At 60.8% G+C, this 13332-nt stretch carries 15 protein-coding genes; 10 read left to right on the top strand and 5 right to left on the bottom strand.

The genetic code is table 11. The features are described 5' to 3' along the window. Positions 1–53: 53 nt before the first annotated feature. Together DSM14862_RS14965 and mscL are read left to right on the top strand one after the other, a co-directional pair. The gene (locus DSM14862_RS14965) at positions 54–1232 is read left to right on the top strand and encodes a histidine kinase dimerization/phosphoacceptor domain -containing protein (protein ID WP_243254291.1); all 1179 of its coding nucleotides are present in this window, start codon (positions 54–56) and stop codon (positions 1230–1232) included. Between the two features lie 123 nt (positions 1233–1355). Beyond that, positions 1356–1787 (top strand): large conductance mechanosensitive channel protein MscL, encoded by a 432-nt coding sequence (gene mscL / locus DSM14862_RS14960; RefSeq protein WP_007118115.1) that lies wholly within the window; start codon positions 1356–1358, stop codon positions 1785–1787. 61 nt (positions 1788–1848) lie between these two features. Here the strand turns inward: mscL and ald are convergent, their stop codons facing one another. Beyond that, positions 1849–2967 (bottom strand): alanine dehydrogenase, encoded by a 1119-nt coding sequence (ald, locus tag DSM14862_RS14955; protein ID WP_007118114.1) that lies wholly within the window; start codon positions 2965–2967, stop codon positions 1849–1851. A 138-nt stretch (positions 2968–3105) separates the two neighbouring features. Between ald and DSM14862_RS14950 the strand changes: the two genes are divergently transcribed. Further along, entirely contained in the window at positions 3106–3564 is a 459-nt protein-coding gene (locus DSM14862_RS14950; protein WP_007118113.1) for an Lrp/AsnC family transcriptional regulator, read from the top strand. A gap of 261 nt (positions 3565–3825) precedes the next feature. On the opposite strand, the gene rpsU is transcribed toward DSM14862_RS14950, so the two are convergent. Then, on the bottom strand, positions 3826–4032 hold the full coding sequence (gene rpsU, locus DSM14862_RS14945; RefSeq protein WP_007118112.1) for a 30S ribosomal protein S21: 207 nt from the start codon (positions 4030–4032) through the stop codon (positions 3826–3828). Between the two features lie 110 nt (positions 4033–4142). On the opposite strand from rpsU, the gene DSM14862_RS14940 reads away from it, so the two are divergent. The 4 genes from DSM14862_RS14940 (at position 4143) to DSM14862_RS14925 (ending at position 6831) form a co-directional block, all read left to right on the top strand. After that, positions 4143–4835, top strand: a complete 693-nt coding sequence (locus tag DSM14862_RS14940) for a COQ9 family protein (RefSeq protein WP_007118111.1) — start codon at positions 4143–4145, stop codon at positions 4833–4835. Positions 4836–4917: 82 nt separating this feature from the next. After that, complete coding sequence (locus DSM14862_RS14935) at positions 4918–5652, top strand: energy-coupling factor ABC transporter ATP-binding protein (protein ID WP_007118110.1); 735 nt, start codon at positions 4918–4920, stop codon at positions 5650–5652. Continuing rightward, positions 5627–6223 carry an energy-coupling factor transporter transmembrane component T family protein gene (locus DSM14862_RS14930; protein WP_007118109.1) on the top strand — a complete coding sequence of 199 codons (597 nt, stop codon included), beginning with the start codon at positions 5627–5629 and terminating at the stop codon, positions 6221–6223. Before DSM14862_RS14935 ends, DSM14862_RS14930 begins: the two co-directional genes overlap by 26 nt. Before the next feature lie 62 nt (positions 6224–6285). Next, positions 6286–6831: a biotin transporter BioY gene (locus tag DSM14862_RS14925; RefSeq protein WP_007118108.1), complete on the top strand. Its 546-nt coding sequence runs from the start codon at positions 6286–6288 to the stop codon at positions 6829–6831. Between the two features lie 33 nt (positions 6832–6864). Here DSM14862_RS14925 and DSM14862_RS14920 read toward each other — a convergent pair whose 3' ends face one another. Together DSM14862_RS14920 and DSM14862_RS14915 are read right to left on the bottom strand one after the other, a co-directional pair. Then, entirely contained in the window at positions 6865–7971 is a 1107-nt protein-coding gene (locus DSM14862_RS14920; RefSeq protein ID WP_007118107.1) for a thiolase family protein, read from the bottom strand. Next, the gene (locus DSM14862_RS14915) at positions 7968–9200 is read right to left on the bottom strand and encodes an AMP-binding protein (RefSeq protein ID WP_007118106.1); all 1233 of its coding nucleotides are present in this window, start codon (positions 9198–9200) and stop codon (positions 7968–7970) included. Before DSM14862_RS14915 ends, DSM14862_RS14920 begins: the two co-directional genes overlap by 4 nt. Before the next feature lie 97 nt (positions 9201–9297). Here DSM14862_RS14915 and DSM14862_RS14910 point away from each other — a divergent pair, with 97 nt between their 5' ends. Then, entirely contained in the window at positions 9298–10308 is a 1011-nt protein-coding gene (locus DSM14862_RS14910) for an NAD(P)H-quinone oxidoreductase (protein WP_007118105.1), read from the top strand. Between the two features lie 157 nt (positions 10309–10465). Here DSM14862_RS14910 and DSM14862_RS14905 read toward each other — a convergent pair whose 3' ends face one another. Beyond that, positions 10466–11110, bottom strand: a complete 645-nt coding sequence (locus DSM14862_RS14905; RefSeq protein WP_007118104.1) for a ribonuclease T2 family protein — start codon at positions 11108–11110, stop codon at positions 10466–10468. 123 nt (positions 11111–11233) lie between these two features. Here DSM14862_RS14905 and DSM14862_RS14900 point away from each other — a divergent pair, with 123 nt between their 5' ends. Further along, a complete protein-coding gene (locus DSM14862_RS14900) occupies positions 11234–12013 on the top strand; it encodes a DUF1013 domain-containing protein (protein ID WP_007118103.1) in 780 nt (259 codons plus the stop codon). Positions 12014–12133: 120 nt separating this feature from the next. After that, complete coding sequence (locus DSM14862_RS14895) at positions 12134–13255, top strand: endonuclease/exonuclease/phosphatase family protein (protein ID WP_007118102.1); 1122 nt, start codon at positions 12134–12136, stop codon at positions 13253–13255. Positions 13256–13332 lie beyond the last annotated feature (77 nt).

Genomic DNA, 13332 nt, shown 5'->3' with positions numbered 1-13332 from the left:
TGGACGCCGCTGCTTTTCGGGCTAAACCTTCACTAGCTGGAGGTTCATCAGCCTTGATCTGCCCCCGAATGGCAGGCCATATCCGACCCCACTGCTGCGCCAAAGCTGTGCAGCGGGTCAATTTTGGAAGGAGAAGGTCCATTTTAGCTGACACGCCCGCTGAACAGGACCAGCGTCTTGAAACGCTGCACTCCTATGATGTCCTTGATACCGAAGCCGAAGCTGATTTTGACGATATTGTAGAGCTTGCGTCCAAGATTTGCGAGACGCCTGTCTCTCTGATCAGCCTGGTCGATGAAAAGCGCCAGTGGTTCAAAGCGCGCGTCGGGTTTGAGCCCCAAGAGACAGCGCTGGATCAATCGGTCTGCTCTCACGCCATTCTTGACGGCGACTTCACCGAGATTTCGGACATGAGTGCTGATCCGCGTACCGCCGACAACCCGCTGCACATCGGTGACCCGCGGGTAAAATTCTATGCCGGGGCGAACCTTGTCGCGCCGAATGGTCAGGCCATTGGCACGCTTTGTGTGCTGGATATCAAGCCGCGGACCTTGACCGAATTTCAACGCCAAGCGCTGCAAACACTGTCGCGTCATGTGATGATGCAGCTGGAACTGCGCAAGAAAATTCGCATCGAAGCCGCCCTGCGTGCCGAGATGGACCACCGCGTTAAGAACTCGTTCCAGACCATTGCGTCGCTGTTGCGGATGGCGACGCGCAAGGTGCATGACCCTGACGCAAAGGATGTGCTTGCCCTTGTGGAACGGCGGTTTGGGGCTGTCGCCTCGTTGCATAGCGAATTGATGGGCCAGGGGGGGCAAAGCAAGGTGCAGACCGCCTCTTACCTTGAGCAGTTGAACAAGCTTCTCGCCGCAAGTGCGCCGGATCATGTCACCATCTCTTGTGCGGCCGAGCCGGGAGAGTTGCAAGCAACGCAAGCGTCGGCGCTTGGGATGATCGTTAGCGAATTCGTGGCTAATTCGATCAAGCACGCCTTTCCCGGGGACCAAGCTGGCGAGGTCAGCATTTCATTGCGCAGACAGAACAATGCGGGCGGCTGGCTGTTGGAGTGCCGGGACAACGGCTGTGGTCACGACGGAACCGTTTCGGGTGCGGACAGCAGCGGGTTGGGACGGATGTTGATGGCCACGGCAGCCGAGCAGCTTCACGGGCGACTTACGACTGATTTCAACCCAGACGGTGCGCTGATGCGGGTTTGTTTTCACGCCTAATGGTGTTCAGAGCAGCAATTCAGGCGACAACCATCAAAACGTTATTGACCGCCCTCTCTGTCAATCCTCACAATCGAACGATGGCGGCGGGACGGTCGGCAGGACATAGATAGGGACAGAACTATGATTCAAGAATTTAAGGATTTCATCGCCAAAGGCAATGTCATGGACATGGCGGTTGGTATCATCATTGGCGCGGCCTTTACGGCGATCGTGTCGTCGATGGTGGCTGATTTGATCAACCCGATCATCGGGCTTTTCACAGGCGGTGTTGATTTTACCAATAACTATGCTGTGCTGTCGGGGGATGTGCCCGCTAACGCATCGCTTGAACAGGCGCGGGAGGCAGGGGCGTCCATCTTTGCTTATGGGTCGTTCTTGATGGCGGTGATCAACTTTTTCATCATCGCTTTTGTCGTCTTCATCCTTGTCAAAATGGTGAACCGGGTGAAGGCCGCAGCCGAAAAACCAGACGACGTTGCGCCCGAGGTTAAAACCGGGCCGTCACAGGTGGATGTGTTGCTGGAAATTCGCGACGCGCTTAAAAACCGCTAAAGCCAGCGTGTTTACGAAAAGGCCCGCCAGATTGGCGGGCCTTTGTGGTTTCAAAGGGGTGTCAGCCCGCGATGGCTTGATCCGCAGTGATGCTGTCGATGCCAAGCGCTTCGCCCACGGCAGCGTAGGTCAGCTTGCCCGCATGGACGTTAAGCCCGGCCTTGAGGTGCGGATCATCCGCGCAGGCTTGTTTCCACCCCTTGTCGGCCAGCGCCAGCATGAAAGGCATGGTCGCATTGCCAAGCGCGATGGTCGAGGTGCGCGCCACGGCGCCCGGCATGTTGGCCACGCAATAGTGCATGATGCCGTCGACGTCATAGACCGGGTCTTGGTGTGTGGTCGCCTTGGAGGTTTCAAAGCAACCGCCTTGGTCGATGGCCACGTCCACCAGCGCCGCGCCGGGTTTGAGTTCGGACAGTTGCGCGCGGCTGATGAGTTTGGGGGCCGCCGCGCCGGGGATTAGCACTGCGCCGATGATCATATCTGCTTGGCGTGCCAGTTCGATGGTGTTGCCTGCGCTGGCATAGGTAGTCTTGAAAGTGCCGCCGTAGATATCATCGAGATAGCGCATCCGGGGGAGTGAACGGTCAAGAACGGTCACATCCGCGCCCATACCAGCGGCGATCCGTGCCGCATGGGTGCCAACAACGCCGCCGCCGATAACCATAACTTTGGCCGGGCCAACACCGGGCACGCCGCCCATCAGCACACCGCGTCCGCCGTTGGCCTTTTGCAGCGTCCAAGCGCCGACCTGCGGGGCCAAACGGCCTGCGACTTCGGACATCGGCGCCAGCAGGGGCAGCCCGCCGTTGCGGTCGGTCACGGTTTCATAAGCAATCGCGGTGCAGCCCGAGGCCAGCAGGTCGTGGGTCTGATCAGGGTCGGGTGCAAGGTGCAGGTAGGTGAAGAGCAACTGGCCTTCGCGCAGCATCTTGCGCTCGCTGGCCTGTGGTTCCTTCACTTTGACAATCATATCGGCGCTGGCAAAGATTTCCTCGGCCGTGTCGATGATGGTTGCGCCTGCGGCAGTGTAATCCGCGTCTTCGAATCCCGCGCCGACACCGGCCCCGGCCTGCACGATCACCTCATGCCCGTGGGCAATGGCTTCTTGTGCGGCATTGGGCGTCAGGCCGACGCGGAATTCCTGTGGCTTAATTTCTTTCGGGCATCCGATTTTCATGGGGGTCACTCCTCCTCCGTAGTGGGACAGGATTATCACAACTGCCGTGCATATCGCTGCGAATTTGGGGTCGCCATGGGGCGTATTATTCGAATATAATCGCGCCTGACTGCCACTTTACGCGAAAGTATTGCGCAAATGTCCTTAGATGAGATTGATCGACGTGTTCTGCGCGCTTTGCAGCGGAATGGGCGAATGTCCAATGCTGAACTGTCGGAGGTGGTGCATTTGTCGCCCTCGGCCTGCCACCGCCGTGTGCAGCGGTTGGAAAAGGAAGGATATATCCGCGATTACGTGGCGCTGCTGGACCCGCGCAAGCTGAATATGCCGACGACTGTGTTTGTTGAGATCACCCTGCAGGCGCAGGCCGAAGAGGTTTTGGAAGCTTTTGAGAAATCCGTGTCGCGTATTCCCGATGTGCTGGAATGTCACCTGATGGCAGGAACGGCGGATTATCTGCTGAAGATTGTGGCGGAGAACACTGAGGATTTCGCGCGGATCCACCGTCAGCATTTGGCGCGGCTGCCGGGTGTAGCGCAGATGCAGTCGAGTTTCGCATTGCGGACGGTGTGTAAGACCACGGCGCTGCCGGTGTAGTTGGATTGCACACGATCTGCGCCGCGCCGGAACCGATGCCGAAGGTCGCCGGGCAGCGCCAGACCGGCTCAAGGGCCGGCGCTCTAGCTAGGGTACTCAGGGTAATGACTGCTGCCATAAGCTGCCCAATCGCTAAAGTTCCGAGCACCAGCCTCCGGTTTTGCGCCGCCCGGCTCCAACCGCTCTCCCCTACAAAACAAAACCCCCGCTGCCATCAAGCACCGGGGGTCTCATATATCTGTCGCGTGTCGCGGGAGTGATTTACATCATACCTTCGCGTTGCGCTTTTTTCCGTGCCAGCTTACGGGCACGACGGATCGCTTCAGCTTTCTCGCGCGCTTTTTTCTCGGACGGTTTCTCGAAATGTTGCTTGAGCTTCATTTCACGGAAAACGCCTTCGCGCTGTAGCTTTTTCTTCAGAGCCCGAAGGGCCTGATCGACGTTGTTGTCGCGAACACTAACCTGCATGTGGTTGTCACCACCTTTCTAGGATAAAGTTGCAAGGAATTGCAGGAATTGGGCCTATAACAGCCTATATCAACTTTGTCCACCCCATCACGCCCCGATAGGAGCCCGCCATGACCCCGCCCAAGGCCGACCCAAAGGACCAATTGCTTGATGCCGCATTGATGCATGTGCCGTTCGACGGCTGGTCCCCCGCGACCTTCAATGCTGCGATCAAGGACAGTGGTCTGGACCCGGCGCTGGCCCGTGCGGTCTGCCCGCGTGGTTCGGTCGATCTGGCCGTGGCGTATCACCGACGCGGCGATGCAAAGATGCTGGAAGGGCTGGCCGAGGCTGATCTGGCAAACCTGCGCTTCCGAGATCGCATCGCCAAGGCCGTGCGCCTGCGGCTCGAAGCGGGCGACCGTGAGGCGATCCGCCGGGGCAGTACGCTTTTCGCCCTGCCGCATCACGCCCCCGAAGGGGCGGGCCTGCTGTGGGAGACCTGCGATAAAATCTGGACCGCGCTTGGCGATACCTCGGACGATGTGAATTGGTACAGCAAACGGGCCACGCTGTCGGGCGTCTATTCTGCCACGCTGCTCTATTGGCTGGGTGATACCAGTGAGGGGCATCAGGCGACGTGGTCTTTCCTTGATCGGCGGATCGATGATGTGATGCAGATCGAAAAGCTCAAGGCGCAGGTGCGCGAAAGCCCGACGCTGAGCCGTTTGATGGCCGGGCCGAATTGGCTGCTGAGCCATATCAAAGCGCCGCGCGGGCAGCGTGACCCAAATCTTCCGGGGCGTTGGACGCCGCCGCGCTGAGGCGCAGCGCGGAGCGACAGCGGGCTTCCCCGCCCGTGCACCAGATGGTAGGGCAGGGCATCAGGTTTTACACAGGCACCCGATGATCAATCCGACCCATCCGCTCATCGATATCGACAGGATCAGCTACACCCCCGGCGGCACGCCGGTGTTGCGCGACGTGAGCCTTAAGTCTGATGCCGCGCGGATTGGAGTTGTGGGGCGCAACGGCTCTGGCAAGACCTCTTTCGCGCGGGTGCTGTCGGGGTTGGTGGCGGCAGACACGGGGCAGGTGCGGATCAACGGGGTCGACGTGGCTCATGACCGCCGCCGCGCGATCGGCGCTGTGGGGATCCTGTTTCAGAACCCCGACCATCAAATCATCTTTCCCACCGTGGAAGAGGAAATCGCTTTTGGCCTCCTGCAGATGGGCCAGTCCAAAGCAGAGGCCGCACGCGGCGTGGCCGCGATTCTTGATCAGTTCAACAAGCGACACTGGGCGCAGGCGTCGATCCACCAACTCTCCCAAGGGCAGCGGCAGTTGGTTTGTCTGATGGCGGTTCTGGCGATGCAGCCTCGGGTGCTGGTGCTTGATGAACCCTTTGCCGGGCTCGACATTCCGACGCGGCTGCATCTTGAGCGTGTGTTGGCCGGGCTCGACCTAACGCTGGTGCATATCACCCACGATCCCGCTGCTGTGGCAGGATACGATCATATCCTCTGGCTAGAGGGCGGCGAAGTTGCCCAGCAGGGCAGCGCGCGCCCGGTGCTGCGTAATTTCGAGACGCGGATGAAGGAACTGGGGGCGAGCGATGATCTCTCTGACCTCGCCGGTTGAGACCCGCGCCCATGGCTGGCCCGCAGGGGTCAAGCTGGGGGCGCTTTGTCTTGCGACGCTGCTGCTTTTCAGGGTGGAAGAGCCGATCTGGCAGGCCGCCTTCTGTGCCGGGATGCTGCTGCTCTATGCCCTGCCGGGGCGGGCATTCATGCGGGTCGGTCTGGGGCGGCTGCGGATGCTTTGGCCCTTTGTTGCGATGATTTTGTTGTGGCATATCTTGACCCGTGATGCGCTGGCGGGCCTCGTTATCGTCTTGCGCATGATCACCGCCGTGGGGCTGGCCAACCTTGTGACCATGACCACGAAACTCAGCGATATGATGGCGGTTGTGCGCTGGCTCGCCACGCCGTTGCGCCGCTTTGGGGTCCGGACCCGTAGCTTGGAGCTGGCGGTGGCGCTCGTGGTACGTTTCACGCCGGTGCTAACTGCCAAAGGACAGATGCTGTCGTTGGCGTGGCGGGCGCGGTCACGCAAGCGGGCAGGATGGCGGATTGTGATGCCCTTCACTGTGTTGGCCATTGATGACGCTGAACATGTGGCCGAGGCGCTGCGCGCGCGGGGCGGGCTGTGATTGCTTGACCGGGGCAAAGGGCTGGCCTAGGCATTGAAAACTTCAATCCAAGGACCCTCCCAATGGAACGTAATCTGACAATGATCGCCCTTTTCGCCGCGCTGATTGCGGCACTGGGCCTGATCCCGAAATTCACGCTTGGCTTTGGTGTGCCGATTACGGCGCAGTCGCTGGGCGTCATGCTCTGCGGGACCGTGCTGGGCGCATGGCGCGGTGGTCTCGCGGCGTTGCTGTTTGTGGCGCTGGTGGCGCTTGGCCTGCCGCTTCTGGCTGGCGGCCGTGGCGGTCTGGGCGTTTTTGCCTCGCCAACCGTTGGCTTCCTCGTTGGTTTCCCGATCGGTGCCTTCGTGACCGGCTTTATCATGGACCAGTGGCGCAGTGCGCCGGTCGGTCTCGCTGCTGGGGTTTCCGCCGTCTTGGGCGGCATCCTTGTGGTCTATGCCTTCGGCATCTTCGGCATGATGATGACCCTGAACAAGACGCTGATCGAGGCGACCTTGCTGGTTCAAGCCTTCATCCCCGGTGACCTGATCAAAGCCGTGCTGGCGGGTTTCATCACCTCCGGTCTGGCCAAGGCGCGCCCCGCAAGCGTGCTGTCGCGCAGTTAAACGATTGGCCCGCTCTCCCAGGGGGGCGGGCCGCTACAGCCGCATTAGCGCGGCAGAGCCGATCCCCCCGGCCGCGGCAATCGCTGCCAATCCGGTGCCTGATCCCCGCGCCACCAATTCATGCCAGAGCCGCACTGCATTGATCGCGCCCGACGCGCCAATCGGATGCCCCCGTGCCAAAGCGCCTCCCCCAATGTTGACGATCTCAGGTGCGATCCTTGCGCCGGTAACACAGGCGATGGCCTGCACGGCATAGGCCTCCATGATCTCGGCGACGTTAAGGTCGGCGGCCGCCAAACCAGTTTGGCGAAACACCTCCTCAATCGCGACCAATGGGGCTAAACCGGGGTCTTCCGGCCTGCTGCCTTTTGTTGCTGCTGCGATTAACTCAACTTTGGGGCCCGTGAGGCCTGCCGCTATACGCTCTGACACGACGATGCAAAAGGCCGCGGCATCGGCAGCAACGGCGGCATTGGCAGCGGTGATGTCGCCGGTAAGCACCTTGGCACGACGGCAGAGCGCGGGGGTGAGGCGGCGGGTGAATGTATCACTCTCGGTACCCGCCAGCGGCACCAGTTCCGTCTCTGCGGGCCGATGCGCGCGGGCTTTTGCATGGCTCTCTACCGCCCAATCATCCTGTGCTTGCCGGGTGATGCCTTGTGATAGGCCGAGTGCGGCGGCGGCCTGCGCCATTTCGGGGTCGCGTTCTGGCCAAGGAGTGAAGGGCGCTTGGGTGTAAGCTGCAGGCGGGCGGCCATCAGGGAAGGTGCGATAGCGCAGCGGCTGGCGGGAATAGCTCTCAGCCCCGCCAGCCACGACCACTTCCGCGGCGCCGCTCAGGATCATTTGCCGCGCCAGCGCCAGTGCATCCAAACCGCCCGCGCACTGCCGATCAATGCTGAGGCCCGCCACATGCTCAGGCAATCCCGCTGCCAGCGCGATGCTGCGCGCCGGGTTGCCGCCGGGGCCGAGGGCCGTGCTGCAAATCACCTCTTCCACTAGGCTCGGTTCAAGTCCTGCGCGGGTCAAAGCGGCGATCAGAACCGGCGCGGCGAGGTCGGGCAACGACAGATGCGCCAGCGCCCCGCCACGTGGTGCGACCGGGCTGCGACAGGCAGAGACAACATAGGCGCGGGTCAAAGTTGGCCCTCCAGCCAATGGGAAAGGGCGGTTAGATCAATCTTACCCGAAGCAAGCAGCGGCAGTTCAGGGTTAAAATATACGCGCCGGGGGGCGGCCAAAGGGCCGAGTTCCGCGCGACAGGCCGCGATAATCCCCTCAGCTTGGGCACGGTTTTCCACCCCTTCAACCACCGCCACCAGAAGCTGCCCGCGCAGCGCGTCGTCGCGCGGCAGGACCGCACAAGGAAGGCTTGAGTGCGCGGCGATCACTGCCTCAACCGCTTCGGGGAACACCAATTGGTCGGCGATTTGCACCATGCGCTGCCGCCGTCCTTTGATCCACAGATGCCCGTCCTTATCCAATTCGCCCATTTCGCCTACGGTCACAAAGCCATCTTGCCAGCGCGTATCGGTACTGTCGCCTGAGGCGTATCCATCGAAGAGATAGGGGCTAGAAACCCAGATTTCGCCGACATCTGCTGTCGGTTGGCCCGCCGCGTTCAACAGGCGCAGATCGACACCGGGGTAGGGGCGTCCGACTGAACCTTCGGGAGTGCTGGCATCGGCCAGCGTAATAAAGCTTGTCTCTGCCGCGCCATAGAACACCTGCACGGCGGCGTTGGGGCAGAGCCGTTCAACCGCCGCGCGCGTGGCGGCGTCGAGCGCACCACCGCCGCAAAGCACCAGCCGTAGCGTTGGCAAGGGCGTGGCAGCGCCACGTGCCAGCAGGCGCAATTGGGTCGGCGTGGCGTAGAGGATCGTTGCGCCGACCTTGGCAATCTGTGCCGCCTGCCTGCGGGGGGAAAGATCGGCTAAGACATGCGCGTCGAGACCGAGGTGCAGCGCCTCCAGAACGGCATAAAGCGACAGCGAATGGCTGAGCAGACCCAAAACCGCGACCGCGTCAGAGCTGCGCAGAGCAAAACGATCAGCATTCACACCGAAGCTGGCAATCCAAGAAGCTTGGCTGCGGCGCACGGCCTTAGGCAGGCCAGACGCGCCGCCTGTCAAGGTCAGGAACGCACCCGGCGGGCAGGTGATTTCGTCTGCCCGCCTGGGCCGGTCGCTCAGGCAGAAAGGCGCTTGATCCGTGATCGCGGCAGCGAGTCCGGTAAGGGCGTCATTGGCCGGTGCTGCAGGCAGGACGCGAAAGTCATCACAGTCCCCGGCAGGCGCACGGGGCAGCTCTTGCGATCCCGCGAAAAGCCGCGCCTCGTCGTGCCATCTGAACCGATCCTGCGCGATCATCTGCCTCTCTCCCTTCCGCCGGGTTTCAAATTCCGGGTGCACGCCCCGAGGCCGCCCGCTAGGCTGCGGCAAAACCAGACCCGAGGATACTTCAGACATGACACAGACCATGCGTGCAATCGAAATCACCGAACCCGGCGGTCCGGACGTTCTGCAGGGCACCACCCGCCCCCGGCCCCAACCGAAACACGGGCAGGTCATCATTAAGGTCGCCTTTGCCGGGGTGAACCGCCCTGATGCGCTGCAACGCGCGGGCAAATATGCGCCCCCTGCAACCGCCAGCGATCTACCGGGGCTAGAGGCGTCGGGCGAGGTGGTTGAGGTCGGCCCCGGCGTGACGACACTGGCACCGGGCGATCTGGTCTGCGCGCTGCTGCCCGGCGGCGGCTATGCCGAATATGTCGCCACGCCCGCAGCGCATTGCTTGCCGATCCCCGACGGGATGGGGCTGAAAGAAGCCGCCTGCTTGCCTGAGACATTCTTCACCGTCTGGTCCAACCTCTTCATGCGGGGCGGGCTGAAAGCCGGGGAGAAGGTGCTGATCCATGGCGGCTCTTCCGGCATCGGCACGACCGCGATCCAACTGGCCCGCATCTTGGGCGCACGGGTTTTCGTGACCGCTGGAACCGACAGCAAATGCGCGGCCTGTATGAAGCTGGGCGCCGAGGTGGCGATCAACTACCGGGATACGGATTTTGTCGATGTGCTGCAGGCCGAAGGCGGCGCGGATGTGATCCTTGATATGGTTGGCGGCAGCTACATCAACCGCAACCTTAAAGCCTTGGCTGAAGACGGTAGGCTCGTACAAATCGCCTTCCTGCAAGGGGCCAAGGAGGAGGTGAACTTTGTCACGTTGATGACGCGTCGCCTCACCATGACTGGCTCGACCCTGCGGCCCCAAAGCGATCTGGCCAAGGCGCGTATCGCCGAGGAATTGATGCAGAATGTCTGGCCCCTGTTGGAGGCAGGCCGCGTGTCCCCGGTGATGGACAGCACCTATGATCTGTCAGAGGCGAATGACGCGCACCGCCGGATGGAGGCCAGTGGCCATATTGGCAAGATCGTCTTGACGGTGGGCGGAGATCTCACGTCTGACGAAGTTCAGTAAAATTTGAGACAGTAACGAATTGTTAAGACATAATTCGTTAACTTTAATCACGGAATGGGACGCCATCACCCGTGTTGGAGAGAGAGCCGAAAGGCAATTGATAGCGGGGGAGGAAATTGCGCCTCTCCCGCTTTCACATGAATAACGGCTTCATGCTCTATCGCACCGGTGTGAACACAGCGTTATCAAGGCTGCAATCGCGCCGTACATCTGGGCCGCAGGGGATGAACTCGAGATTGCGTGACAGGCAGATGCGCGCCTCTTGGATATGATTTTGCTTGCAGGTGATGGTGATCCCTTGGGCGGTCAAATCAGGGTTCGCCTTTAAAAACGCTTCTTCGACGACAGCAGCCGGCAGGGCGACAGTGCGGTCAAGTTTGCGAAAGACTTCGGGGCGGGTGATGCGGCCATAAGCTTCGCGGGACAGGGCGAAATAATCTGCGGGGGCGAGCCCGCTGCACGATCCGTGTTTCTTCCATTGATGCCAGGCCAGCCCGCCGGTGCCCATGATATCGGCCATGTCCCCGGTTTGCGTGCGGTTGGGCGGGCGCTGCCCGCTTTGGCAGTAGGAAGGGTAGCCGCGGGTGTACTGCGGCCAAAGCCCATGCAGGGTCCAACCGTGATCTTTATCTGCGTCGCACTGCGGGGAGCGGCGCGCATCGCCGGTCAATTCGCACCAATTGGGCGACCACGACAGCGCCATGACGTAGTAATCGAATTCGCCCGCACGTTCCCCCTCGGCCATAGCAGAGAGGGGCGAGAGCAGGGTGAGGATCAGCAGACAGGCGCGCAGTGGCCGCATTGGGTCTTTCCTTATGACGTTTGAGCCAGTATACAGCCCACAACTTCCCCGACAATGAAGACCGTTCTGCCAGACAGGACAGCCTTTCAGGCGACGGGAAAATTGCGTTTTTAGGAGAGTGACATGGCAAAACCGATTATGGCCAAAGCCACCGCCGTCTGGCTCGTGGACAACACCACCATCAGCTTTAAGCAGATCGCCGATTTTGTCGGGATGCATGAGCTGGAAGTGCAGGGCATCGCCGATGGCGACGTGGCGCAGGGCGTGAAGGGTTTTGATCCGATTGCCAACAACCAGCTGACCCAAGAAGAGATCGACGCGGCGCAGGACAATTCGCTGCACAAGCTGAAGCTCAAGTTCAACGCTGCTGCTGAAGGCGAAGAGAAACGCCGTGGCCCGCGTTACACGCCGCTCAGCAAACGTCAGGACCGTCCGGCGTCGATCCTGTGGCTGGTCAAGTTCCACCCCGAACTTAGCGATGGTCAGGTCAGCAAGCTGGTGGGCACCACCAAGCCGACAATCCAAGCGATTCGTGAGCGCACGCACTGGAACATCTCCAACATCCAGCCGATCGACCCGGTTGCCCTTGGCCTGTGCAAACAGTCCGAGCTTGACGCCGCCGTGCAAAAAGCTGCTGCCAAGAAAGCCGCTGCTGGCGAGGTGATGAACGACGACGAGCGCCGCAAGCTGGTGTCGACTGAGCAGAGCCTTGGCATGGACAACGAGCCCAAGATCCCCACAGCCATCGAAGGCCTGGAAACATTCACTCTCTCCGGCAGCAGCACGGATGACGAGGAAGATGAAGACCATTCGAAAGGCGATTACTCCGACGCCGACAGCTTCTTCTCGCTGCCCGACAGCACCGAAGAAGACGACGACGCAGAGGATAAAGCCAAGGGTTAAGCCCCCTCAGGGCGGTGTGGCGGAAGGAACTTTCGCCACGAGGATGTGTTAAAGTGACAGGGCGTCGGTTTCTCCGGTGCCCTGTTTTGCATTTAAAATTGGGCGCAACGCGCCCGGGGGATGGATTTGGAAACGGCGTTGAATTGGGTGATCTGGGGCTTGGCGGGACTGCTTGTATTGTGCAGCCTTCTGCCGCTGAGCAAACTGCCTTTCGGGGCGATCCGGGGGCTGGCCTTTCCGCGTGAGCAATTCCTCGGGCTGGCGCTGCTGCTGGCCGCCGTCTTTGGGCTGGTGCAGGGGCCGACCACGACCTCGGGCATGATTGGCATTGCGCTGATGCTGGGCGTCGCAGCGGTTCAGGCGCTTTATATCACCAAGTTCACGCCGATTTGGCGCAAGCAATCGCTGTCCGCCTCGCCGGAGCTGCGCAGAGAGACAGACCGACATTTCAGTCTGGTGGCCGCGAACGTCAAAAAATCCAACCGCGATTATGGCAAGCTTATCGCCCTTGTTGAGGCGCGTGTGCCGGATATCTTTATGGCCATTGAGGTGGATCAAGATTGGATTGATGCCTTGGGCGACGGTCTGGGCAAGAACTATGATCAGCGCATCGATGTGCCGCTTCAGAACGGCTATGGGCTGTGCGTGATGTCCAAACTGCCACTTTCGGAGGTTGAGGTGCGTGAGTTGGTCACCCGCGAGGTGCCCTCCATCCGCGTGCGCGTGCATTTGCCTGTGGGCGAAGACTTCCGCCTCTATGTGGTGCACCCCGAGCCGCCAGTGATCGAGCACGACACCAAAGGCCGCGACAGCGAAATTGCGATGGTCGGTATCGAAGCCGAGAAAGACGCGCTGCCTGCCGTTGTGACCGGTGATCTGAATGATGTGGCGTGGTCAACGACGACGCGGCGCTTCCAGCGTCTTTCGGGCCTGCTGGACCCACGCGTGGGGCGCGGCATGTACAATACGTTCAGCGCGACAATGCCGTGGATGCGCTGGCCGCTCGATCACCTGTTCCACGACCCGCAGTTCCGCCTGCTAGAAATGGACCGGCTGGATAAGATTGGGTCGGATCACTTCCCAATGTGGTTTGTTCTGGCCTTGGCCGAAACCGAAGCGGCTGAAAGCGACCCAGAAGAATCCGGCCCGGAAGAGGAGCAAGAGACCAAAGATATGATCAAAGAAGAACGCAAAAGAGACCGCGACCCCATCGGTAGTGACTGGGAAGACGAGGAAAACTAACAATTTGCATTGCGGGTAATTTTACCCCTTGTACGAATCCTAAAACGGCGTACATGGCGCAATATAGACGCCAACGC

Source organism: Sulfitobacter indolifex, from assembly GCF_022788655.1.
Lineage (GTDB): Bacteria > Pseudomonadota > Alphaproteobacteria > Rhodobacterales > Rhodobacteraceae > Sulfitobacter > Sulfitobacter indolifex.
This window is presented reverse-complemented; position numbering and strand designations above follow the sequence as displayed.

Coding starts and splice junctions, on each gene's coding strand:
- mscL (WP_007118115.1), top strand. CDS start 1,356: ATGATTCAAGAATTTAAGGATTTCATCGCCAAAGGCAATGTCATGGAC.
- ald (WP_007118114.1), bottom strand. CDS start 2,967: ATGAAAATCGGATGCCCGAAAGAAATTAAGCCACAGGAATTCCGCGTC.
- DSM14862_RS14950 (WP_007118113.1), top strand. CDS start 3,106: ATGTCCTTAGATGAGATTGATCGACGTGTTCTGCGCGCTTTGCAGCGG.
- rpsU (WP_007118112.1), bottom strand. CDS start 4,032: ATGCAGGTTAGTGTTCGCGACAACAACGTCGATCAGGCCCTTCGGGCT.
- DSM14862_RS14940 (WP_007118111.1), top strand. CDS start 4,143: ATGACCCCGCCCAAGGCCGACCCAAAGGACCAATTGCTTGATGCCGCA.
- DSM14862_RS14935 (WP_007118110.1), top strand. CDS start 4,918: ATGATCAATCCGACCCATCCGCTCATCGATATCGACAGGATCAGCTAC.
- DSM14862_RS14930 (WP_007118109.1), top strand. CDS start 5,627: ATGATCTCTCTGACCTCGCCGGTTGAGACCCGCGCCCATGGCTGGCCC.
- DSM14862_RS14925 (WP_007118108.1), top strand. CDS start 6,286: ATGGAACGTAATCTGACAATGATCGCCCTTTTCGCCGCGCTGATTGCG.
- DSM14862_RS14915 (WP_007118106.1), bottom strand. CDS start 9,200: ATGATCGCGCAGGATCGGTTCAGATGGCACGACGAGGCGCGGCTTTTC.
- DSM14862_RS14910 (WP_007118105.1), top strand. CDS start 9,298: ATGACACAGACCATGCGTGCAATCGAAATCACCGAACCCGGCGGTCCG.
- DSM14862_RS14905 (WP_007118104.1), bottom strand. CDS start 11,110: ATGCGGCCACTGCGCGCCTGTCTGCTGATCCTCACCCTGCTCTCGCCC.
- DSM14862_RS14900 (WP_007118103.1), top strand. CDS start 11,234: ATGGCAAAACCGATTATGGCCAAAGCCACCGCCGTCTGGCTCGTGGAC.
- DSM14862_RS14895 (WP_007118102.1), top strand. CDS start 12,134: ATGGATTTGGAAACGGCGTTGAATTGGGTGATCTGGGGCTTGGCGGGA.